The sequence below is a fragment of the Porphyrobacter sp. CACIAM 03H1 genome (assembly GCF_002215495.1).
Taxonomy (GTDB): domain Bacteria; phylum Pseudomonadota; class Alphaproteobacteria; order Sphingomonadales; family Sphingomonadaceae; genus Erythrobacter.
Genome location: NZ_CP021378.1, coordinates 2,849,130 through 2,871,822, shown reverse-complemented (window position 1 = coordinate 2,871,822; position 22,693 = coordinate 2,849,130). Strand labels below are relative to the sequence as shown.

20 protein-coding genes are annotated in these 22,693 nt (G+C 69.0%); 11 read left to right on the top strand and 9 right to left on the bottom strand.

All coding sequences use genetic code 11. The features are described 5' to 3' along the window. Window positions 1-44: 44 nt before the first annotated feature. The 3 genes from hemC to CBR61_RS13720 are packed head-to-tail and all read left to right on the top strand — an operon-like array spanning window position 45 to window position 2,658. Window positions 45-986: a hydroxymethylbilane synthase gene (hemC, locus tag CBR61_RS13730; protein ID WP_088914874.1), complete on the top strand. Its 942-nt coding sequence runs from the start codon at window positions 45-47 to the stop codon at window positions 984-986. Then, window positions 983-1,699, top strand: a complete 717-nt coding sequence (locus tag CBR61_RS13725; protein WP_233996742.1) for a uroporphyrinogen-III synthase — start codon at window positions 983-985, stop codon at window positions 1,697-1,699. The genes hemC and CBR61_RS13725 overlap by 4 nt, the downstream gene beginning before the upstream one ends. 44 nt (window positions 1,700-1,743) lie before the next feature. Then, window positions 1,744-2,658, top strand: coding sequence for a hypothetical protein (locus tag CBR61_RS13720; protein WP_172835967.1), 915 nt, complete (start codon window positions 1,744-1,746; stop codon window positions 2,656-2,658). Window positions 2,659-2,797: 139 nt separating this feature from the next. Here CBR61_RS13720 and CBR61_RS13715 read toward each other — a convergent pair whose 3' ends face one another. Further along, on the bottom strand, window positions 2,798-3,964 hold the full coding sequence (locus CBR61_RS13715) for an FAD-dependent monooxygenase (RefSeq protein ID WP_233996968.1): 1,167 nt from the start codon (window positions 3,962-3,964) through the stop codon (window positions 2,798-2,800). A gap of 110 nt (window positions 3,965-4,074) precedes the next feature. Here CBR61_RS13715 and CBR61_RS13710 point away from each other — a divergent pair, with 110 nt between their 5' ends. After that, window positions 4,075-6,165 carry a protein-disulfide reductase DsbD family protein gene (locus CBR61_RS13710; RefSeq protein ID WP_088914871.1) on the top strand — a complete coding sequence of 697 codons (2,091 nt, stop codon included), beginning with the start codon at window positions 4,075-4,077 and terminating at the stop codon, window positions 6,163-6,165. Here the strand turns inward: CBR61_RS13710 and CBR61_RS13705 are convergent. Genes CBR61_RS13705 through uvrB form a run of 3 tightly spaced genes read right to left on the bottom strand, consistent with a single transcriptional unit; the run spans window position 6,110 to window position 10,442 of the window. After that, a complete protein-coding gene (locus tag CBR61_RS13705) occupies window positions 6,110-6,691 on the bottom strand; it encodes a hypothetical protein (RefSeq protein ID WP_088914870.1) in 582 nt (193 codons plus the stop codon). The two genes, CBR61_RS13710 and CBR61_RS13705, sit on opposite strands and share 56 nt — an antisense overlap. Beyond that, window positions 6,688-8,199, bottom strand: a complete 1,512-nt coding sequence (locus CBR61_RS13700) for a S10 family peptidase (protein WP_088914869.1) — start codon at window positions 8,197-8,199, stop codon at window positions 6,688-6,690. Before CBR61_RS13700 ends, CBR61_RS13705 begins: the two co-directional genes overlap by 4 nt. A 47-nt stretch (window positions 8,200-8,246) precedes the next feature. After that, window positions 8,247-10,442 carry an excinuclease ABC subunit UvrB gene (gene uvrB, locus CBR61_RS13695; RefSeq protein ID WP_088914868.1) on the bottom strand — a complete coding sequence of 732 codons (2,196 nt, stop codon included), beginning with the start codon at window positions 10,440-10,442 and terminating at the stop codon, window positions 8,247-8,249. A 121-nt stretch (window positions 10,443-10,563) separates the two neighbouring features. Here uvrB and CBR61_RS13690 point away from each other — a divergent pair, with 121 nt between their 5' ends. The 7 genes from CBR61_RS13690 (at window position 10,564) to CBR61_RS13660 (ending at window position 16,944) form a co-directional block, all read left to right on the top strand. Next, window positions 10,564-11,106 (top strand): DUF3617 domain-containing protein, encoded by a 543-nt coding sequence (locus CBR61_RS13690; RefSeq protein WP_088914867.1) that lies wholly within the window; start codon window positions 10,564-10,566, stop codon window positions 11,104-11,106. A 70-nt stretch (window positions 11,107-11,176) separates the two neighbouring features. Further along, window positions 11,177-12,013, top strand: coding sequence for an esterase/lipase family protein (locus CBR61_RS13685; protein WP_157696600.1), 837 nt, complete (start codon window positions 11,177-11,179; stop codon window positions 12,011-12,013). A 103-nt stretch (window positions 12,014-12,116) separates the two neighbouring features. After that, window positions 12,117-13,547 (top strand): circularly permuted type 2 ATP-grasp protein, encoded by a 1,431-nt coding sequence (locus tag CBR61_RS13680; protein ID WP_088914866.1) that lies wholly within the window; start codon window positions 12,117-12,119, stop codon window positions 13,545-13,547. 1 nt (window position 13,548) lies between these two features. Beyond that, complete coding sequence (locus CBR61_RS13675; RefSeq protein ID WP_088914865.1) at window positions 13,549-14,493, top strand: alpha-E domain-containing protein; 945 nt, start codon at window positions 13,549-13,551, stop codon at window positions 14,491-14,493. Then, window positions 14,490-15,347 (top strand): transglutaminase family protein, encoded by an 858-nt coding sequence (locus tag CBR61_RS13670; protein ID WP_088914864.1) that lies wholly within the window; start codon window positions 14,490-14,492, stop codon window positions 15,345-15,347. Before CBR61_RS13675 ends, CBR61_RS13670 begins: the two co-directional genes overlap by 4 nt. A gap of 87 nt (window positions 15,348-15,434) precedes the next feature. Beyond that, complete coding sequence (locus tag CBR61_RS13665; RefSeq protein WP_088914863.1) at window positions 15,435-16,181, top strand: proteasome-type protease; 747 nt, start codon at window positions 15,435-15,437, stop codon at window positions 16,179-16,181. Between the two features lie 142 nt (window positions 16,182-16,323). Continuing rightward, window positions 16,324-16,944, top strand: coding sequence for a response regulator transcription factor (locus CBR61_RS13660; protein ID WP_088914862.1), 621 nt, complete (start codon window positions 16,324-16,326; stop codon window positions 16,942-16,944). Between the two features lie 243 nt (window positions 16,945-17,187). Here CBR61_RS13660 and CBR61_RS13655 read toward each other — a convergent pair whose 3' ends face one another. The 5 genes from CBR61_RS13655 to typA form a co-directional block, all read right to left on the bottom strand. Beyond that, window positions 17,188-17,868: an extensin family protein gene (locus CBR61_RS13655; RefSeq protein ID WP_088914861.1), complete on the bottom strand. Its 681-nt coding sequence runs from the start codon at window positions 17,866-17,868 to the stop codon at window positions 17,188-17,190. Window positions 17,869-18,005: 137 nt separating this feature from the next. Next, window positions 18,006-18,401 carry a VOC family protein gene (locus CBR61_RS13650; protein ID WP_088914860.1) on the bottom strand — a complete coding sequence of 132 codons (396 nt, stop codon included), beginning with the start codon at window positions 18,399-18,401 and terminating at the stop codon, window positions 18,006-18,008. 140 nt (window positions 18,402-18,541) lie between these two features. Next, window positions 18,542-20,014: a sodium/proline symporter PutP gene (gene putP / locus CBR61_RS13645; protein WP_088914859.1), complete on the bottom strand. Its 1,473-nt coding sequence runs from the start codon at window positions 20,012-20,014 to the stop codon at window positions 18,542-18,544. A gap of 65 nt (window positions 20,015-20,079) precedes the next feature. Further along, window positions 20,080-20,373 carry a hypothetical protein gene (locus tag CBR61_RS13640; RefSeq protein WP_088914858.1) on the bottom strand — a complete coding sequence of 98 codons (294 nt, stop codon included), beginning with the start codon at window positions 20,371-20,373 and terminating at the stop codon, window positions 20,080-20,082. A 114-nt stretch (window positions 20,374-20,487) separates the two neighbouring features. Beyond that, window positions 20,488-22,320: a translational GTPase TypA gene (typA, locus tag CBR61_RS13635; protein ID WP_088914857.1), complete on the bottom strand. Its 1,833-nt coding sequence runs from the start codon at window positions 22,318-22,320 to the stop codon at window positions 20,488-20,490. Window positions 22,321-22,693 lie beyond the last annotated feature (373 nt).

The following is a 22,693-nucleotide window of genomic DNA, read 5'->3' as shown; positions in this document are numbered from 1 at the left end:
CCGGCTTCCATCTAGTCTTTGTGAAGGCTAGGGCAAGGCTAGCCATGACCCAAGCATCCCGAGCAGCCCCGAGACTCCGCCTCGGCACCCGCAATTCTCCCCTCGCGATGGCCCAGGCCCACGAGACCCGCGCAAGGCTGTGCGCCGCCCACGGCTGGGCGGAGGAGGAGGTCGAACTTGTCCCCGTCCTTGCGAGCGGCGACAAGGTTCTGGACCGGCCCCTGTCGGAGATCGGCGGCAAGGCGCTGTGGACCAAGGAGCTGGATCAATGGCTCGGCGAGGGGCGCATCGACCTGTCGGTGCACTCGGCCAAGGATGTCGAGACGATCCGCCCGCCGCAGTTCCACTTCCCGGCCTTCCTGCCGCGCGCCGACCGGCGCGATTGCCTCGTCGGCGCCTCGAGCATCGCTGCGATCCCGCAAGGGGCGGTGGTCGGCACCAGCGCGCCGCGGCGGGCGGCGCAGCTCCTCAACCTCAGGCCCGATTGCACGGTCGTCACCTTCCGCGGCAATGTCGCCACGCGGCTGAAGAAACTCACCGAGGGCGAGGCCGACGTGACCTTCCTTGCCGCTGCCGGACTGGAGCGGCTGGAGCAGTCCGAGGTCGGCGCGCCGCTCGGCTCCGACGAATGGATCCCCGCCGCGGCCCAGGGCGTGATCGCGATCGAATGCCGCTCGGATGATGCCGCGACCACCGCGCTTCTTGCCGCGATCGACCACGCGCCCACCCGCGCCGAGCTGGAAGCGGAGCGCGCGCTGCTCGCCGAACTGGGCGGCACCTGCCATTCGCCGGTCGCGGTCCTGTGCGAACTGGCGCAGGGCACGTTGACGATGCGCGCCGCGCTGTTCTCGCCCGACGGGGCCGAGCGGATCGAGGGGTCTGCCAGCTTCGCGCCCGGCGATCATGCCCCGGTGCGCGCGCTCGCCGCCGACCTGCTTTCGCGCGCGACGCCGGGCATCGCGCCGCATTTCAGGGCGGCAGGGTGAGCTTCCGGCTTCTCGCGCTCAGGCCCGAACCGGGGCTGTCCGCGACCATCGAGAAGGCCCGCGCAATGGGGCTGGCGATCGCCGGCCATGCGCTCTCGGAAATCCGTCCGGTGGCTTGGGACTGCCCCGATCCGGCGGGGATCGACGGCCTGCTGGTCGGCAGCGCCAACGCCATCCTCCACGGCGGCGAGAACCTCGCCCGGCTCGCGGACAAGCCTGTTTTCGCCGTGGGCGAGGCGACCGCCGCCGCCGCGCGCGCGGCCGGGTTCACCGTCGCCATGACGGGGAGCGGAGGGCTGCAGGGCGTGCTCGACGCGATCGCCCGTCCCTGCCACCTGCTGCGCATCGCCGGCGAGGAGCACGTGCCGCTCACCCCGCCTGCCGGCGTCACTTTCGCCGAGGTGATCGCCTATCGCTTGGTGCCTCTGCCGCTCGATCCCGCCGCCGCGCTGCTTGGTTCGGGCGAGGCGCTGGTGCTGCTCCATTCCGCCGCCACCGCACGGCACTTCGCCGCCGAATGCGACAGGCTCGGCCTGCCGCGCGGCACCGTCACCCTCGCCGCGCTCGGGTCCCGTATTGCAGACGCTGCGGGCGGGGGATGGGCGGGCGTCCATGTCGCCGCGCGTCCCGACGAGAGCACTTTCCTGCAATTGGCATTTGACTTGTGCGAACAGGCGCGCTCCATTCCCGGCTCCCCGCACCGGGAGCCGTAAGCGCGGCACCGGGGACAGGACAGGGTCGCAAAGAACGGATCAGGATGGCATCGCAACCCGGACCATCGACGCAAGCTAGCCCGCGCAAGCCGAGTTCGGCGCGCACGCTCATGCTCGCCGCCGCGCTCGCCTTCATTGCGGGCGGCGCGCTGGTGGGCTGGGTGGTTTGGTACAACCTCGCCGGCGACCGCGCCGCCGCCCCGCGCGCCGACGTGATGGCCGAGGCGGGCGCCGATCCCGCCGCGCCGACTCCCGCGCTCACCGCCTCGCCAACCCCGCTCGCCGATGCGCGCAAGGCCGAACAGGCGGTGGAGCGGGTGGCCGAGCAGCAGGGCGGGCTCGACCAGCGCCTTGCCGCGGCCGAGCAGCGCCTCACCCAGCTCGACCTCCAGGCCCAGGCCGCCGCCGGCAATGCCGCGCGCGCGGAGAGCCTGCTGATCGCCTTCGCCACCCGCCGCGCGGTCGAGCGCGGGGCGGAGCTGGGCTATCTCGCCGACCAGCTACGCCTGCGCTTCGGCGACCAGTGGCCCAACGCCGTGGGCACGATCATCGATTTCTCGCGCAAGCCGATCCGGCTCGACAGCCTCGTCGCCCGGCTTGAGGGCCTCTCGCCGCAGCTGCGCGAAAGCAGCGAAGGCCCCTCGTGGGGCGCCTTCAAGCGCGAGCTGAAGCAGCTTTTCGTGTTCCGCCGCGAGAGCACCCCGTCGCCCCAGCCCGAACGCCGGATGGAACGCGCGCGCTGGGCGCTCGAACAGGGGCGCTACCAGGCGGCGATCGACGAGGTTCGGGGGATGCCGGGCGCCGCCAAGGCCGAAGGCTGGATTGCGGACGCGGAACGCTACAAGAAGGCCATGGACGCGCTCGAGGTGATCGAGACCGCCGCCGTGCTCGACCAGCGCGGCCTGCGCGACGGCGCGGGCAATCCGGTGCGGCAATTGAGCCCGCTGGTGCGGCCTTAGTTTCTCGGCCACCTCCGGTGGCGCAGACCCCCCGCCCCGCCTCCCCACCCGGCCACCACAACATAGTGGTACTATTGGTGGCCGGGTGGGGAGGCGGGGCGGGGGGTCTGCATCGCGCGCAAGCGCGATCGAAAGCCAATCAACCCCGCAGCAGTTCCGGCAGGTCGCCCGAGACCCCGCGCGCCTCGTCCATGAAGAACTGCTTGAGCAGCGGCGTGCGCTGCACCGCCGCCATGCCGAGGCGGCGCACCGCGCTTGCCGCGTTGCCGGGGACGCCGAACAGGCGGGTCAGCCCGTCCGTCGCCAGCGCGACCATGAAGCTGTCGAGCCCGCGCCAGTTCTCGTAACGCTTGAGGATCTCCGGATCGCCCGGATCGAGGCCCAGCCGCGCGCCGTCCGCCAGCACCTCGACCAGCGCGCCGACATCGCGCAGCCCGAGGTTGAGGCCCTGCCCTGCAATCGGGTGGATGCCGTGGGCGGAATCGCCGATCAGGGCGAGCCGCTCGGCGGTGATCTTCGCCGTGTGATGGAAGCCGAGCGGGTAGCTCGACCGCTGCCCCACCGAAAGCACCTTGCCCAGCACCCCACCCATGCGCTTCTCGACCTCGGCGAGGAAGGCCCGGTCGCCCAATTTGGTGACGCCCGCCGCATCGCTTTCCGACACGGTCCACACAAGCGAGCAGCGGTGGGTGCCGTCGGCATCGTCGTTCAGGGGCAGCAGCGCGAAGGGCCCGGCAGGGTAGAAGATTTCCCACGCGACATTGCCGTGCGGCTTTTCGTGGGTGAGGCCGCAGATGATCGCGCGGTGCTTGTAGTCCCACTTGGCGATGGTGATTCCCGCCGCGTCACGGGTCGGGGACTGGCGGCCCTCGGCGGCGACCATCAGGCTGCCGCGGAACTTGCGCCCGTCGGCGGTCACCGCCGCGACGCCGTATTCGCTGCGCTGGCGCTCGGTGACGGTGGCCTTGCTGGTCCACTGGATCAGCGGCTCCTTCGCCGCGGCCTCGAACAGGGCGAGGCGCAGGCGGCGGTTGGGGAACATCCGCCCGAGCGTGCCGTCACCCTCGCCGGGGACGAAGTCGAGCCGCCCGGGCTTCTGCTGGTCGGTCACGGCGATGCTGGCGATGTCGCAGGCGAATTCCTCCAGACCCTCGGCGATGCCGATATTCTCGAACAGGTGCCAGCTCGCGGTCGAGATCGCGGTCGCGCGGTCGTCGAAGCCCTCGGCGGTCAGTTCAGCCGGGTCGGCGCGGTCGATCACGTGGCTCGACAGGCCCTTCCTGGCCGCCGCGAGCGCGAGGGTCATGCCCACGAGGCCGCCGCCGAGGATGACGAGATCGCGGGGTTTGTCTGAAGTCGCTGTCACCTTGGCCGCTCCGATTGCGAAGTCACGGGCTCATGCCTAGAGGGTAGCCCGTGCACCGCGCAAGAATCTTCCCCCGCCTGACGCGACAATTCGCTGCATGGGTGCTTGCGCTGGCCGCAAGCCTCGCTCTGCTCGCCACCGGCGCGGTGGCGCAGGAGGCGGGCGGGCGCAAGGAGGTGTTCGGCGATGCCAACATCGCCGTCACGCTCCACGCCGAGGGCGCGCCGCAGGAGGGCAGGGAGTGGCTCCTCGCGCTGCGCTTCATGCCGAGCGCGCCCGAATGGCACGGCTACTGGTCGAACCCCGGCGATGCGGGGGCGGGGATGCGCCTCAGCCTCGACCTGCCGCCCGACTGGGAGGTGGGCGAGGCGCGCTATCCAGTGCCCAAGCGCCTGCTGATCAGCGGGCTCATGAACCACATCTACGAAGGCCCCTACACGGTGCTGGTGCCCGTCACCCCGGGGCCGAGCGTCAGGACCTTCACTCCGCCGCTAAAGGGCCATGTGGAGTTCCTCGCCTGCACCGACCAGATCTGCGTGCCGCAGGATGCGCTGCTGACCGCCGAGCCGGGCGGGGACTTCGCGCGCTGGCGGGCCGAGGTCGCGCCGCTGCTCGATGCGAAGGCGCGTTTCGCGATCAGGGGCAAGACGCTGCGGATCGCCATTCCCCTGCCCGAGGGCATGGGCCTTGCCGATCCCCATGTCTTCGTCGCGAACGAGCAGCTGGTCGCCTATGCCGCGCCCCAGACCTTCCGCCGCGCGGGCGACGTGCTGGTGGCCGAGATTCCGCTCGATTCCTACGGCACCGGCAAGGCCGAGGGGCTGGCGGGCATCCTCGCTTTCGGCGACGGATCGGGGGTGCGCTTCACCGCCGCGCTCGGCGCGGTGCCCGCCGGCGGCGAGGTGGTGAAGGGCCCTGCCGCCGCCGCCGGGGCCCCGCCGTGGTGGACGCTGGTGTTGGGCGCATTGCTCGGCGGGCTGCTGCTCAACATCATGCCCTGCGTCTTCCCGATCCTCAGCCTCAAGGCGATCGCGCTCGCGCGGGCGGGCGAGAGCGAGGCGCGGGCGCGGGCCGAAGGGCTGGCCTACACCGCAGGCGTGGTGATCGCCTGCCTCGGATTGGGCGCGCTGCTGCTGGCCCTGCGCGCGGCGGGCGAGCAGGTCGGGTGGGCGTTCCAGTTGCAGGAGCCGGGCGTAGTCGTCGCGCTGCTTGTGCTGGCGGCGGCGATCACGGCGAACTTCGCCGGGCTGTTCGAACTGCCCGCGATCTCGGTGCGGATGGGGGGCGAGCGGGCCGGGGCCTTCGCCACGGGCCTGCTCGCGGCCTTCGTCGCCACGCCCTGCACCGGCCCCTTCATGGCCGCGGCGCTCGGCGCGGCGCTGCTGCTGCCGGTGCCGCAGGCGCTGCTGCTGTTCGCCTTGCTCGGGCTGGGGCTGGCGCTGCCCTTCCTGCTGCTCGGCTTCGTCCCGCCCCTGCGGCGGATGCTGCCCAAGCCCGGCGCGTGGATGGAGCGGTTCCGGCGGATCATGGCGATCCCGATGGCGCTGACCTTCCTCGCCCTCCTGTGGCTGACGGTGCAGCTCGGCGGACGGTCCTTCGGGGTGGTGGCGCTGGTGCTGGTGTTCGGCGTGCTGCTCGGCCTGTTCGTGACCGGCAGGCTGCAACGCGGCGGCAAGATGGCCTGGCCCGCCTTCGGCCTCGTCGCCGCGCCCTTCCTCGCCTTTGCCCTGATCGCGCTCCCCAACCTCTACGAGGCCAGGGGCGCCGAGGCGAAGCAGAGCATCCATGCCCCGCGGGCCTTCAGCGCCGAGTCCCTCGCCGACGCGCGCGCGAGCGGCAAGCCGGTGTTCCTGTGGTTCACCGCCGACTGGTGCGTGACCTGCAAGGTCAACGAGGCCGCCGCGATCGAGCGCGAGGCCGTGCGGGCGGCCTTCGATAAAGCGGGCGTGGTGACGATGGTCGGCGACTGGACGCGGCGCGATGCGGCGATCACGCAGTTCCTGACAGAACAGGGCGCGGCGGGCGTGCCGCTCTACCTGTGGTATGCGCCGGGTGCCGCTGCGCCCGAGCAGCTGCCGCAGGTGCTCACGCCGGAACTGCTGGAAGCGCAGGCGGCGCGTCCGAACCGTCCCCGGCCCTAGCGCGGCAGGCCTCCACCAGCGCCATCGGCAGCGGGCTGGGGTTGAGCCGCACCAGCCCCGCGCCCGGCACGGTGACCGTCGCCTCGCGCACGGGCTTCAGCGCATCCCACTCGCGCGCCGCAGCGGGCACTTCGCCCTGCCACAGCGCCCGGTTGCCGACCCTCGTCGCATCGACCGGGAAGCGCCCGATCCAGCCATTGCCGATCAGCGCCAGCAGCGCGCTCGCGCCCGGGTCTGCCGGGGCATGGCGGGTGATCCTGAGCCGCGCGGCGGCGCTCGCGGGTTCGAGGCATTCGAGCGCGATCAGCACCGGCTTGCCCGGCACGCCGTAGACCAGCCGCAGCGGGTTCGCCGTGCTCGTCCAGATCGCGCCGGTGACATCGGGCGAGGGCAGCGGCTCCGACGGCGCGCCCGTCGGCCCCAGCAGCGACACGCGCGCCACGGCGGCATCGGTCGGCGGGGGCTTGCAGCCGGCAAGGCCGCCCGCCAGCGCCAGCCCCGCCAGAAGGGCGCGGGCCCGGATCATCGGGCGCGGATGAAGGCGCGCAGATCGGCCGAGAGCTTCGCGCGATCCTCGTCGCGCACATACATCATGTGGCCGGCGTCGTAATATTTCCACGTGATCCGGTCCTGCGGAATGCCGGGGCGCTTGAGCGAATATTCCGCCCCGAAGAAGGGCGTGGCGAAATCGTAGTAGCCCTGCGCGTTGAACAGGCGCAGCTGGCTGTTCTGCCGCATCGCGCGCCCGATCAGCGGGGCGACGTTGAGATAGGCGCCGCGGAACGAACCGTCGAGGCTCCAGTCCCAGTTGCGCCCCGGTTCGCGGCCGATCGACTGGTATTCGCGGTCGGTCTTGTAGCCCAGCGTCTCGCGCGCCCAGCTGTTGACCGCGGCGGTGTAGCCCGCGTCGATGCCGTAGAAGCTCGGATCGTTGTCGGGCGTCTCGCCGGCGGCGTCGTAATCCGTGCCGGTGTAGCGCGCATCGAGCCGGCCGATGGTCCGGCCCCGGTCGCGCAGCAGTTCCTTGTAGAACCGCTGGTCGGTGACGCGCAGGTTGGCCTGTTCGAGATAGGTCTCCGACAGGCCGGTGAGGCGCGAGAGTTCCTTGCGCACCGCGGCGCGTTCATCGGCGGGCAGGTCCTGCCCCTTGAGCAGCGCGCTGGCGAAGGGGCCGATGGCAAAGCGCCGCGCTTCCTCGGCGATCGCCTCGACCGAGGGGGCCTGCACCTTCCCGTGGTAATAGGCCGCCGCGGCCATGTTCGGCAGGGTGACGACATAGGCAAGCTCGTTGCCCGGCGTCGTGTCCTCCACGCCGAAATCGAGGATCGTCGAGATCAGGATCAGGCCGTTGAGGCCGACATCGTTGTAGGTGCTGCCTTCCAACTCGTCGGCGACCATGGCGGTGCGGGTCGTGCCGTAGCTCTCGCCGCCGAGGAACTTGGGGCTGTTCCAGCGGCCGTTGTCGTTGATCCAGCGGCGGATCACCTTGGCGACGGCGCGGCCGTCCTGCCTGAGGCCGTAATACTTCTTGGGGTCGGTGCCCTGCGTCAGATGGCTGAACCCGGTGCCCGGCGGATCGATGAACACGAGGTCGGCGACGTCGAGCAGGCTGTCGGGGTTGTCGAGCAGCGGATAGGGCGGCGCCCCGTCATCGCGCGCGTCCGAGGGGATCGCGACCCGCTTGGGCCCGAAGGCGCCCATCTGGAGCCAGACCGAGCCCGAGCCGGGGCCGCCGTTGTAGATGAAGAACACCGGCCGCGTCGGATCGACGGGCGTCTTCACGTAGGAAGTGGTGACGATCACCGCCTCGGCCTTGCCGGCATCGTCGGTCAGGATCGTGTCGGCGATGGTCGCGCGGTAGGCGATCCGCTGCCCGCCGAAGGTCCCCGCGAGATCGCGCGTGCGCACCTGCGGGGCGGGGGAGGCGGCGGCCGGCTTGGCGGCCTCGTCCTTGGGCGCATCCTGCGCGATGGTGGGAACGGTGAAGGCGAGGGTGCCGGCAGCGGCCAGCAGCGCGAGGAATCGGGCGTTCATGGGCCGAGGGGAGTGACAGGCTTGTGACGGCGGTTCAAGCCCTCGGCCTAGGGTTTGCCCCCCATCCGCTTGTAGCGTGTCTTGCCATAGCGGGTCTTGCGCGTCCCCGGCTTGCCCTCGTTGGAACGGCCGACGATCGGCGCGCGTTTCTGGTCGTCGGGCAGGCCGAGCTCGTCCGCCTCCAGACGGCGGATCTCGTCGCGCAGCCTTCCGGCTTCCTCGAATTCGAGGTTCGCCGCCGCCTCGCGCATCCGCTTTTCCAGGTCCTCGATGTAGCTGCGCAGGTTGTGGCCGACAAGGTTGTTGCGCTCCTCGTCGCCCGTATCCACCACCACGCTGTCCTGCGAGGCGGTGTGCGCGACGATGTCGTGGATGTTGCGCTTGATGGTCTGCGGGGTGATCCCGTGTTCCTCGTTGAAAGCCTGCTGTTTGGCGCGGCGGCGGTCTGTTTCGGCGAGCGCGCGCTCCATGCTGCCGGTGATGCGGTCGGCGTAGAGGATCACCCGGCCATCGACATTGCGCGCGGCGCGGCCGATGGTCTGGATCAGCGAGGTTTCGGAGCGCAGGAAGCCTTCCTTGTCGGCATCGAGAATGCAGACGAGGCCGCATTCGGGGATGTCGAGACCCTCGCGCAGCAGGTTGATGCCGACCAGCACGTCATAGACCCCGAGCCTGAGGTCGCGGATCAGCTCGATGCGTTCCAGCGTCTCGACGTCCGAGTGCATGTAGCGCACGCGCACGCCCGCCTCGTGCATGAACTCGGTGAGGTCTTCGGCCATGCGCTTGGTGAGAGTGGTGACGAGCGTGCGGTATCCCAAGGCGGCGGTCGCCTTGCACTCGGCGATGCAGTCCTGCACCTGGTCCTCGACCGGACGGATGGTGACGGGCGGGTCGATGAGGCCGGTGGGGCGGATCACCTGTTCGGCGAAGACCCCTCCGGTCTGCTCCATCTCCCAGCCGCCGGGGGTGGCCGAGACGCAGAAGGTCTGCGGGCGCATCGCGTCCCACTCGTTGAACCGCAAGGGCCGGTTGTCGATGCAGGAGGGCAGGCGGAAGCCGTATTCGGCGAGCGTCAGCTTGCGGCGGTGGTCCCCGCGCGCCATCGCGCCGATCTGCGGCACGGTCTGGTGGCTTTCATCGACGAAGAGCAGGGCGTTTTCAGGCAGGTATTCGAACAGGGTCGGCGGCGGCTCGCCGGGCAGGCGGCCGGTAAGGAAGCGGCTGTAGTTCTCGATCCCCGCGCAGCTGCCGGTCGCGGCGATCATCTCGAGGTCGAAATTGGTGCGCTGCTCGAGGCGCTGGCGCTCCAAGAGCTTGCCCTCGATCTCCAGTTCCTTGAGCCGCTCCTCCAGCTCGAACTTGATGGCGGCCATGGCTTGCTTCATCGTCGGGCCGGGCGTGACGTAGTGCGAATTGGCATAGACCCGCACCTTCTCCAGCGCCGCGCCCTTGGTGCCGGTGAGCGGATCGAACTCGCTGATCGCCTCGATCTCGTCGCCGAAGAAGCTGACCCGCCAGGCCATGTCCTCGTAGTGCGAGGGGAAGATTTCGAGGCTGTCGCCGCGCACCCGGAAGCACCCGCGGGTGAAGGCGGCGTCGTTCCTCTTGTATTGCAGGGCCACGAGCTTCCTGATCAGCTCGCGCTGGTCGACCACCTCGCCGACCTTGATGTCGAAGATCATCGCCGAATAGGTCTCGACCGAGCCGATACCGTAGAGGCACGACACGGACGCCACGATGATCACGTCGTCGCGTTCGAGCAGCGCCCGGGTGGCCGAGTGGCGCATCCGGTCGATCGCCTCGTTCACGCTCGACTCCTTCTCGATATAGGTGTCGGAGCGCGGGACGTAGGCCTCGGGCTGGTAGTAATCGTAGTAGGAAACGAAGTACTCGACCGCGTTCTCGGGAAAGAAGCTCTTGAACTCGCCGTAGAGCTGGGCGGCGAGGATCTTGTTGGGGGCGAGGATCAGCGCCGGGCGCTGGAGCGTCTCGATCACCTTCGCCATGGTGAAGGTCTTGCCGCTCCCGGTGACGCCGAGCAGCACCTGGGTCTTCTCGCCCTCTTGCGCGGCGCCCACCAGTTCGGCGATCGCGGTCGGCTGGTCGCCCGCCGGCTCGTAGTCCGACACAAGTTTGAACGGGATGCCGCCCATTGACTTGTCGGGGCGCGCAGGGCGGTGGGGGGTGAAGTCCGCGCCCGTTTCGGGCTCGTCCAGTCCGCGGCGGATCACGAGTTCGGCCATGCTTCATCTATGGGGAACAAAGCGGGGACGTGCAAGGCGGGGCGGCAGCAGTTGGCGCTTTTCGGGCACGAACGGCAGCGAATGCTGTTATGCTGGGACAAGCGCAGCAGGAGACGAGCACATGACACGCATCACCATCATCGCCGCAAGCGCAGCGGCTGCCCTGCTGGTCGCGGGCTGTTCGGGCGGGAACGCCGATGCCGACGGCAATGGCGAGGTCAGCATGAAGGAGGCGGCGGACAAGGCCCGGGACGAAATGCCGCGCCCGCAGCCGGGCCTCTACAAGACCACCGTCACCATGACCGGGCTCGAGATCCCGGGGATGCCGCCCGAGATGGCGGGTCACGGGGCGGGGCTGACCACCACCTCGGAACATTGCCTCACCCAGGCCGAGGTCGACAAGGGCTTCGGCGAGCTGGTCAAGCGGGGACAGGACGGCGAGTGCAGCTACGAACGCTTCGACGTGGCGGGCGGCAAGCTCGATGCGGTGATGGTCTGCAACGCGCAAGGGCGGGCCGCGCGGATGGAGATGACCGGCACCACCACCGCCACCGGCGCTGATCTCGAGGCCGAGATGGCGATGGAGTTCGACGGCGCGGGCAAGGGCACGATGCGATTCACCGCCAAGCACGAGCGGATCGGCGAGTGTCCTCCGGCGAAGTGAAAAATGTCGGAATTGTTACAATGGTGACAATTCATTGAACATTCAGTGCGGTTCTGGCTTGGTGCCAGGCATGGCATCGCCGCGCTTCGCCTTTGACCGTCCCCGCCTTCCCGCGCCGCTGATCGCGGTGGCGAGCGCGGCTGGCGCGCAGGCGCAGCAGGCCTACGCCGCGACCGAGCTTGCCCGCCGTCTCGCCCTGGCGCGCGAGGCCATCCCCGAGGAATTCGAGGCCGGCAAACCGCGCCTGGTGCGCCTGCTGGGCGAGGCCGAGGTGCTGCTCGAACCGATCCGCCGGCCGCGCCGTTCGGTGCCGATCGCGGCAACGAGCAACCCGCAGGTCGCGATGATCCTCCCCGGTTTCGCCACCCACCCGATGCGGATGCGCTATCTCGCGCGTCAGCTCGAGAGCGCCGGGCATGTCGCCAAGCGCTGGGGGCTGGGCTTCAACTGGGGGCCGACGGACGAGAACTTCGCCGCGATCGAGGAACGGCTGCTCCAGCTCCACGCCCGCCACGGGCGCAAGGTGGTGCTGATCGGCTGGAGCCTCGGCGGGCTCTATGCGCGCGAGATGGCCAAGCGCCAGCCGCAGGCCGTGGCGAAGGTCATCACGATGGGCTCGCCCTTCTCCGGCTCCCCCCGCGCGAACAACGTGTGGCGCGCTTACCAGTTCATCACCGGCCACTCGGTCGACGCCCCCCCGGTCGCCGCCGAACTCAAGGTCAAACCCCCGGTCGAGACAGTCGCGCTGTGGAGTGCGAACGACGGGGTTATCGGCCCGCGCTGCGCCGCCGGCCGCCCGGGCGAGCGCGACCGCGCGATCCCGCTGCGCTGCACCCACATGGGCTTCACCTACGACCCGCAGGTGATCGCCACGTTGCTCGCGGAGCTCGAATCCACCCGGGCCTGACACACCTCCGCAGCATTCTTGCGCAAAGTGATGTGACCGCTTCCCTTTTGCGAAACTCCGGTTACTTGTTGCATTGCACCTAAGGGGACGATGCGAAGGGTCGATGCACGGGCGGGGCAGCAATTTCGACGAGATGTTCGACGGCGAGGGCGGCACGCGCCCGGCCTATGCCGAATATTGCCGCTGGTACGACGAACAGCCGCCAGAACTGATGCGCCGCAAGAACCGCGAGGCGGACGACACCTTCCGCCGCACCGGGATCACCTTCAACGTCTATGGCGAGAACGAGGCCGAGGAGCGCCTCATCCCCTTCGACATGGTGCCGCGCATCATCACCGCCGCCGAATGGCGCCGCCTCTCGCGCGGGATCGAGCAGCGGGTGCGGGCGCTGAATTCCTTTCTCTACGATCTCTACCACCGGCAGGAGATCGTGCGCGCCGGACGCCTGCCCGAACGCCTGCTGCGCGGCAACGACGCGTGGCTCGCCAACATGGTCGGCTTCACCCCGCCGGGCGGTATCTACACGCACATCGTCGGCATCGATCTAGTGCGCACCGGGCCGGACGAGTTCTTCGTGCTGGAAGACAACGCCCGCACGCCTTCGGGCGTCTCCTACATGCTGGAAAACCGCGAGACGATGATGGGGATGTTCCCCGATCTGTTCAGCCGGATCGGGGTGGAGTCCGTTTCCAATTACCCCCGCCGCCTCGCCCGCAGCCTCGCGGCCTGCGTGCCGCCCGCCTATACCGGGGGCAAGCCGACCGTGGCGGTGCTGACGCCGGGGATCTACAATTCGGCCTATTTCGAGCACGCCTTCCTCGCCGACCAGATGGGCGCCGAGCTGGTCGAGGGCAGCGACCTGCGTGTGGTGGAAGGGCGGGTGCAGATGCGCACCACGCGCGGCTACCAGCCGATCGACGTGCTCTATCGCCGGGTCGACGACGAGTTCCTCGATCCGCTCACCTTCAACCCCGATAGCGTGCTCGGGGTGCCGGGCATCATGGACGTCTACCGCTCGGGCGGGATCACCATCGCCAATGCGCCGGGCACGGGCATTTCCGACGACAAGGCGATCTATTCCTTCATGCCCGAGATCGTCGAGTTCTACACCGGCGAGCGGCCGCTGCTTCCCAATGTCCAGACCTGGCGCTGCGCCGACAAGGACAGCCTCGCCTATGTGCTCGACAACCTCGCCGAACTGGTGGTGAAGGAGGTCCACGGCTCGGGCGGCTACGGGATGCTGATCGGCCCGACCTCGTCGAAGCGCGAGATCGCCGCCTTCCGCGAGAAACTCGTCGCCAAGCCCGAGAACTACATCGCCCAGCCCACGCTCGCCCTGTCGACCTGCCCGATCTACACCGCCAAGGGCCTCGCGCCGCGGCACGTGGACCTGCGGCCCTTCGTGCTGGTCAGCCCGGAAGGGATCGACATCACCCCGGGCGGGCTCACCCGGGTGGCGCTCAAGAAGGGGTCGCTGGTGGTCAACTCCTCGCAAGGGGGCGGCACCAAGGACACCTGGGTGCTGAAGGACTGACATGCTCGGGAGAACCGCCAACAGCCTGTTCTGGATGTTCCGCTATCTCGAGCGGGCCGAGAATACCGCGCGCCTGCTCGAGGCGGCGCTGCGGATGGCGCTGACCCGCGACGTGGTGACCGCCGAGGCCGAATGGCGTTCGGTGATCGCGACGCTGGGGCTGCAGCAGGCCTTCGATGCGACGCATGACGGCTATGACGGGCTGTCGGTGTGGAACTTCGTGCTGCGCGGGCCGTCCAACCCCGGCAATGTCCGCGCGATGATCGGGGCGGTGCGCGCCAATGCGCGGGCGGCGCGGATCAACATCTCCTCCGACGTGTGGGAGGCGGTCAACGAGAACTGGATGCGGCTCGACCGGCTGCTCGCGCGCCCCGTCGGGCAGACGATGGTGGGCGAGGTGCTCGCCGCGATCCGCCGCGCGGGCACGCAGGTCCACGGCGCCTTCGACGGCTCGATCCTGCGCGACGAGGGCTACCACTTCAGCCGCGCCGGCACCTTCATCGAGCGCGCCGATTCCACCGCGCGCATTCTCGACATGAAGTATTTCCTGCTGCTCCCCTCGCTCTCCTATGTCGGCTCCAGCCTCGATACCGGACAGTGGGAACAGGTGCTGCGCTCGGTCGCGGGGGCGCGGGTCTATTCCTGGCTCAACGCCGGGCAGATCGAGGCGCGCGGGATCGTCGAGTTCGTGGTGCTCGACGAACGCTTCCCGAGAAGCCTCGCCTTCTGCCGCAATGCCCTGCGCGATTGCCTCGCCGCGCTCGCCCGGACCCACGGCGTCGAGGGCGAGGCGGTGGCGCTGATGCGCGATGCCGACACCCGCATCAGCCACCTCACCGTGGACGAGATCTTCGACCAGGGCCTGCACGAATTCCTCGTCGATTTCCTCGCCCGCAACAACGCCATCGCCGGGGCGATCGCGGGGGATTACCGGTTCCACGCATGAGCAAGCTCAAACTCCAGGTCCGCCACACCACCCACTACGCCTTCAGCGAGCCGGTGGTGCACGCGCTCCAGCGGCTGCGGCTGACGCCCAAGGAGACGCAGGGCCAGCGCGTGATCGACTGGCAGATGCGCTTCGACAACGCCCGCGCCGAGCTCCACTACGACGACCAGCATTTCAACCACGTCACCCTCGTCAGCCTCGCCCCCGGCGCGCGCGAGGTGACGGTGACCTGCGAAGGGCTGGTCGAGACCGAGGACAATGCCGGGGTGATCGGCCGCCATTCGGGCCACCTGCCGCTGTGGAGCTTTCTGCGCCAGACCCCCCTGACCCGCCCGGGTGCGAAGCTGCGCGCCCTGCTGCGCGAGGTGCCCGCCGCCGCATCCGACGCGCCGCTCGATTATCTCCACGCGCTCTCCGCGACGATCCGCGAGCGCATCGTCTACGAAGCCGGCCGCACCCATTCGGCCACCACCGCCGAGGAAGCGATCGGGCACGGCGCGGGGGTGTGCCAGGATCATGCGCACATCTTCATCGGCGCCGCGCGGGCGAGCGGCATTCCGGCGCGCTATGTGAGCGGCTACCTCCTGATGGACGACCGCATCGAGCAGGAGGCGACCCATGCCTGGGCCGAGGCCCATGTCGAGGGGCTGGGCTGGGTCGGCTTCGACGTCTCGAACGGCATCTCGCCCGATCCGCGCTATGTCCGCGTCGCCACGGGGAGCGACTACCGCGATGCCGCCCCCGTCACCGGAATCAGTATCGGCGCGTCCGACCAGCGCCTGACGGTCGGCGTCGCGGTCGAGGCGCAGCCCGCCGCGGGCCAGAGCCAGAGCCAGGGCCAGTCGAACCAATAATCGGACAGACCGCCCGGCGATTTTGCGCTAGCGCCGTCTTGGGGCTAGGGCGGCGGACGGACCGCGGGGCGAGGAAAAGGACACGGCATGACCTATTGCGTTGGCATGGTGCTCGAGAAGGGGCTTGTGCTCATGAGCGACACGCGCACCAATTCCGGCGTCGACAACATCTCGACCTTTCGCAAGCTATTCCACTGGAGCGTGCCGGGGGAGCGCATGATCGCGGTGATGACCGCGGGCAACCTTGCCACCACCCAGGCGGTGATCAGCCAGCTCGAGGAGCGCACAAAGGCTCCCTCGGAACGCGAGAACTGCCTGCTCAAGGGCACCACCATGTTCCAGGTCGCGACCGAGATCGGCCGCATCCTGCGCGGGACGATCGAGGAAGTGCAGCGAGCCAACGGCGACGGAGGCAAGGGCCGCTTCACCGCGACGATGATCGTCGCCGGGCAGATCGCCGGCATGCAGCCGCGGCTGTTCATGATCTACCCGGAGGGCAACTTCATCGAGGCGAGCTGGGACACGCCCTTCTTCCAGATCGGCGAGACCAAATACGGCCGCCCGATCCTGATCCGCGGCTACGAGCGGGACATGAGCTTCGAGGAAGCGGTCAAGTTGTTGATGGTAAGCTTTGATTCGACTCTGAAGGCAAATCTTTCGGTCGGATTGCCGCTCGATCTGCTGGTGATCGGCAGGGACGGCTTCAAACCTTTGCATGAGCACCGCGTCACCGCCGAGGACGAATATTTCGATGCAATTTCATCGGGTTGGGGCAATGCCCTGAGGTCCGCGTTCCATTCGCTCCCTCCGTACAAGTTCGGCAACGACGCTTAGGACACGGGCCCCATATCGCTCCAATCCGGAGATAAGATTTCCTTTTACTTCAAAGGGATGATCCTTTCCGGAGATGGTAAATCCTCCGGATTGGCGGCGCTCCTGCGTGAAACCCATAATGGGTTAGAGCAGACACCGTTGCATGACACGCAAAGCCTCTCTCCACTTCGTCGACTCTTGCAGCCGTCAACGCGCCGAACTGGCCAGAGTCGGCTTCGGCCTGGGCCATCACTGCGAGGTCTATGGCGACCTTTCCGAACTGGCGGTGCATCCGCCGCGCGAAGGCATCATCATCGCTCGCGACACCGCCGAAGAGGGCGGGGTCGGCATGATCCTCGACCGGCTCGGGCGGCTCGGCATCTGGCTCCCGCTGATCGCGGTCGACATCCAGCCGCGCCCGGGCCGCATCGTCGAGGCGATCAAGGCCGGCGCCCTCGACTATCTCGCCCTGCCGCTCGATCCGGAACGCTTCACCCGCTGCCTGCTGCGCATCGAGAAGGAGGCCGAACAGTTCGGCGCCGCCCGCCGCCGCATGATCGAGGCGCGGGACCGCATCTCGACCCTCTCGCAGCGTGAACGCGAAGTGCTCGACTGGCTGGCCGAGGGCAGCAGCAACAAGGCGATCGCGCGCGAACTCGACATCAGCCCCCGAACCGTCGAGATCCACCGCGCCAACATGATGACCAAGCTCGGCGCGCGCCACGCGGCCGAAGCGGTGCGCCTGAAGCTGGAAGCGAAACTCGAACCGAAGCTGCGCGCGTGAACTGACGCGCGGCAGTCCGGCGGTCCGTCCGCCCCCGTTTCGGACCGCGGCCGCCGGCAGGTCCGGACGATGGAGGTTTCTCCCCCGAGGTGGCCCTCAGGGCCCGGCCTTCGGTCAAGGGGTCGCCGTTCCCCTGTTTTGCGACACGAGCGCGAGGCGGTCGGCTCCAAGGGCCGGTTAGCGGGGTGGTCGGGGGGGCTCAGGCCCTGAGCGCTTGCGGCAGGAAATCCCCTCCGTGCTGCGTCAGCGGCAGAACTTCGCGCCGGTGCCTTCGAGATGGAAGTGATCCTCGTGCGCGGCGTTGTATTCCGGGCCGAGCACCGTGCCGAACCGCTTGCAGGCGCTGCGATGCACCACCCGCAGGAACTCGCGCGTCGCCGCATCGCCGCCGTTCCAGTCGCGCTTGAGCACGATGCGTCGGCCATCGGCGAGCACGAAGCCCGACACGTCGATCGCCTCCGCGCGGGCGTGGGCTGAAAGCCGCTCGGTCCCGGCGACGTTGCGGCAGGCGTAGGATCCCATCGTCTCGATGCGCGCCACCGGGCTGCCGAGGATCTGGCGTGCGGCGCGGTCCACCCCGAAGCGCGCCCAGTCGCCGAATGCCTTGGCGACCTGGCACTGCACCGGGCCGAGATTGGCGACGCTGAGCGGCGCGCGGTCGCCCGCCAGCGCCATCAGCTGCACCGTGCCGAGCTTGTTGCACCCCGGCGCGGCATAGGTGTCGGGCAGGGGATCGAAACGGGCCCCGCTTGCGCCCAGATCGGCAAGGCAGCTCGCGTCACCCGGGCGCGGGGCGAGGCTCTGCTGAACCGAGGCGACCGGCACCGCGGGCCGCGCTGGCGCACGGGCGGTCTGGCCGGGAGAGGCGGGGGCCGCTCCGCCGCTCCCGCCAGGGACCAGCGAACCGCAGCCTGCCAGCGCCATGGCTGCGGCTGCTAAAAGCGCTCCGGCGCGAATCCTGCCCTTGCGTTCCATGACTATGGATTATCACGCAGGAATGGTTAACGCGCCGGAAACGTCGACGGCTAAGCGAAAATTGACCATCGCCCCCGGGAAATCCCCTAGGGCAGGCTGTCCTCGACCTGCTCCCACAGCTCGATTTTCACCCCGTCGGGGTCGAGCAGCCAGGCGAACTTGCCGTAACCCTCGTCCGCCTCGCCGAGGATCTCCACGCCCTTGTCGCGCAGCATGGCGGCAAGGCCGGCCACGTCGTCGACCCTGAGGTTGATCATGAAGCCGCCCGTGCCGGGCCGGATATACTGGTCGTCGGCAAAGTGGCTGATCAGCGAGTAGGGGTGCGCGCGCGGCTCGTTGGCCCAGGCGAACTGCGGGCCGTAGGGGCCGTCGATCCCCAGCGTCTCGCGGTACCACGCGCGGGTCGCCTCGGGATCGCGCACCACGTAGAAGACCCCGCCGAGCCCCGTCACCCGCGGACCTGCCTTGTCCGAAACCGCCATGTCCTGTCCTCCCCGCCGCGATCATGCCCGAAGGCAGGGACCGTGGAAAGGGCGCGAGACCCGCTTCCGTCCCGGTCGGGGGCGGAGGGCGGGGCGGCGCGGGCCTCGCACGGCCCTGTTCGCCGCGCCCGCGCCTGCGGTTACAGCGCCGCGCGCCTGCGATCGGCGGTCAGCAGGCTCACCGCCACGATCGCCGCCAGCGCGGCGAAGAAGCCCGGCACGATCTCGTAGAGGCCGGGACCGCCCAGAAAGGCCTTGTTCCAGCCCAGCGCGATCCATCCTGCGACGACGAGCGCGCCCGTCACCAGCCCCGCGACCGCGCCCGCGCCCGTCATCCGGTCCCAGGTCAGCCCTAGCAGGATGAGCGGGCCGAAGGCCGCGCCGAAGCCCGCCCAGGCGTTCGCCACCAGCCCCAGCACCTCGCTCTCCGGATCGGCCGCGATCACCATCGCCGCTGCCGCCACCAGCGCAACGCTGACGCGCCCGATGTTCACCGCCTCGCGCTCCGAGGCGTCGCGGCGCAGGAACAGGCGATAGAAATCCTCGGTGAGCGAAGAGGAGGAGACCAGCAGCTGCGAGGAGATCGTGCTCATGATCGCCGCCAGCAGGGCGGCATAGAGAAAGCCGGTCACGGCCGGGTGGAACAGGAGGTTGGCGAGGATGATGAAGATCGTCTCGGGGTCCTCGACCACGAGGCCGTTGCGCTCGACATAGGCGCGCCCTGCAAGCCCCATCGCCACCGCGCCCACCAGCGAGATCACCATCCAGCCCATGCCGATCCAGCCGGCGCGGGGCACGTTCTCCACCCGGTCGATCGCCATGAAGCGCACGATGATGTGCGGCTGGCCGAAATAGCCCAGCCCCCAAGTCACTGCGCTGACGAGGCCGATGCCGCTAAGGCCCTGCGTGAGGCTCAGGAACCCCTCCTGCGGCACGGCGACGATGCTCCCCCCTGCGCTCCCGCCGGGGCCGAACATGATCACCAGCGGCATCACCACCAGCGCGACCATCATGATGAGGCCCTGCACGAAGTCGGTCAGGCTGACCGCGAGGAACCCGCCGATCATGGTGTAGACCAGCACGATCCCGGCGGTGATCCAGATGCCGAGCATGTAGTCGGAAAGCCCGGTCGGCGGCAGCACGCCGGCAAAGGCGGTGGCGAAAAGCTTGCCTCCGCCGACCATGCCGCTCGCGGTGTAGACGGTGAAGAAGGCGACGATGATGACAGCCGAGGTCACCCGCAGCAGCGTCGCGCGCTCGGGGAAGCGGTTGGCGAGGAATTGCGGGATGGTGAGCGCATTGCCCATCCGCTCGGTCTGTTCGCGCAGGCGCGGGGCGACGATGATCCAGTTCGCCGCCGCGCCCGCCGTAAGGCCGATGGCGATCCACGCCTCGACCAGCCCGGAGGCATAGAGCGCCCCCGGCAGCCCCAGCAGCAGCCACCCCGACATATCCGAGGCCCCGGCCGAAAGCGCCGCCACCGAAGGCGGCAGATTACGCCCCGCCAGCAGGTAGCCCGCGCTATCCTGCGTCGACTTGCGCCAGGCATAGAGCCCGATGGCGAGCATGAGCACGAAATAGGCGGCGAGCGTGGCGATGGTATAGGGGTTCATGCCCGCGGGGGTAACGGGTGCAGGCGCGCTTGGCCAGCGGCCGCGTAGGCCCCCGCTTTAATCGTTCACAGGGCCGTCACCCGCAACACCATGTCATAGCTGGCGCCCGGTCCTTCCACCCGCGCTTCGACCCAGGGACGGAAGCCGGCGTCGACGGCGAAGATCTGCGTCACGCTGGCCCCTGTCCTGCCATCTGCATGCATCACCCGGTTGGTGCCGGAGCAGGCGAGGCTGATGCGGACGTTATCGCCGCCGCCCCATGCCGTGGCCACCACCACCTGCTGTCCCGCCTCGCTTGCGGCAAGCTCGAAGCGTTTGCTGAAGCCGCTCGCAACGCCGGTCGCGTCTCCGACCTGCACGCGGCCGCCAGTCTGCCCATCGATCCCGTTCGTGTCCCCCCTCCTGTTTCAGGCCGGAGAGTTAAGCGGCAGCCCGCAAGTGTGCAACAGGGGGAACGCTGGGGCGCGGGAGGATCAATCCTCCTTCTTGCGCCGCGCCTTCTTGCGTTCGTGCGGGCACAGGATCGCCTTGCGCAGGCGGATCGACTGGGGGGTGACCTCGACCATCTCGTCATCGTCGATATAGGCGATGGCTTGCTCGAGGCTCATGCGGCGCGGCGGGGTGAGGCGGATCGCGTCGTCCTTGCCGCTCGAGCGGATGTTGGTGAGCTGCTTGGCCTTGAGGGGGTTGACCTCGAGATCCTCGGGCTTGGCGTTCTCGCCGATCACCATGCCTTCGTAGACCTTCATCTGGGGCGAGATGAACAGGGTGCCGCGCTCCTCCAGCGAGTTGAGGGCATAGGCCACCGCCTCGCCATCGCCGTTGGAGATCAGCACGCCGTTGATCCGGCCTTCGATCGGGCCCTTGTAGGGGCCGTATTTCTCGAACAGGCGGTTCATGATGCCCGTCCCGCGCGTGTCGGAGAGAAATTCGCCGTGATAGCCGATGAGGCCGCGCGAGGGGGCCGAGAAGGTGATGCGGGTCTTGCCCTGGCCCGAGGGGCGCATCTCGGCCAAGTCGGCCTTGCGGCGCTGCATCTTCTCGACGACCGTGCCCGAGTGCTCGTCATCGACGTCGATCACGACCGTCTCGTAAGGTTCCATGCGCTGGCCGTCTTCCTCGCGGAACAGGACGCGGGGGCGCGAGATACCGAGTTCGAAGCCCTCGCGGCGCATCGTCTCGATGAGGACGCCGAGCTGCAATTCGCCGCGGCCCGCGACTTCGAAGCTGTCCTTGTCCTCGGATTCCGTGACGCGGATCGCGACGTTGGTTTCCGCCTCGCGCAGCAGGCGGTCGCGGATCATGCGGCTCGTGACCTTGCTGCCCTCGCGGCCCGCAAGCGGCGAATCATTGACCGAGAAACGCATCGCCAGCGTCGGCGGGTCGATCGGCTGGGCGGCGATGGGTTCGGTGACGGAAGGATCGCAGATGGTGTTGGCGACGGTCGCCTTCTCCAGCCCCGCGATGGCGATGATGTCGCCGGCGCGCGCGATGTCGACCGGCACGCGCTCGAGCCCGTCGAAGCTCATCAGCTTGGTGGCGCGGCCGGTCTCGATCACCTTGCCGTCGGCGTCGATCGCGTGGATCGGATCGTTGACGCGGATCGTGCCGGACTGGACGCGGCCCGTCAGCACGCGGCCCATGAAGTTGTCGCGGTCGAGCAGGGTCGCAAGGAAGGCGAACTTGGCGTCGGGGTCGAGGCCGGGGGCGGGGACGTGCTCGATGATCTTGGCGAACAGCGGGGCCAGCGTGCCCTCGCGCGCATCGGCATCTTCGCTGGCATAGCCTTCGCGGCCCGAGGCGTAGAGCACGGGGAAATCGAGCTGCTCGTCATTGGCATCAAGGCTGACGAAGAGGTCGAACACCTCGTCGAGCACTTCCTGCGGGCGGCCGTCGGGGCGGTCGATCTTGTTGACGACGACGATGGGGCGCAGGCCCAGCGCGAGCGCCTTGCCGGTCACGAACTTGGTCTGCGGCATCGCGCCTTCGGCGCTGTCGACCAGCAGGATCACCCCGTCGACCATCGAGAGGATGCGCTCCACCTCGGCGCCGAAGTCGGCGTGGCCGGGGGTATCGACGATGTTGATGCGGGTGGTGGTGCCGTCCTGTTCCCACTCCACGCTTGTGCACTTGGCGAGAATGGTGATCCCGCGTTCCTTTTCGAGATCGCCCGAATCCATCGCGCGTTCCTCGACCCGCTGGTTCTCGCGGAAGGTGCCCGATTGGCGGAAGAGCTGGTCGACGAGCGTGGTCTTGCCGTGGTCGACGTGGGCGATGATCGCGATATTTCTGAGGGCGGACGACATTCGGGAAAACTTCCGGTGAAAAGCCGGACGCGCTCGCATCCGGGCGGGGAAACAGGCAACGCGGCCGGGGGCGCTCGCGTTAGGAGGGGATTGTGGCGGGTTGGCGACAGCGCCGGACGCTACGGCAAGCGCCGCGGCCGCGACCGTGTGCTGCGATGCAACATCGCCGCGGCGCCTAGCAGGGGTGTGGCTCCGGGGCAAGCGCGGGGCTCCGGAGGGGGTGAAACCAGTGTGACTCTTGCGCAACATTCTCCCTGTTCGACTGTCAAAAGCAGTGGGGCGCGGCTTGTCGGTCGCCCTGCGCTGGCTTATCAGGCGCCTCACACGACCACGGGAGAGAGCGCACAGGGAGGTGCGTGCCCGCAACGGGCGC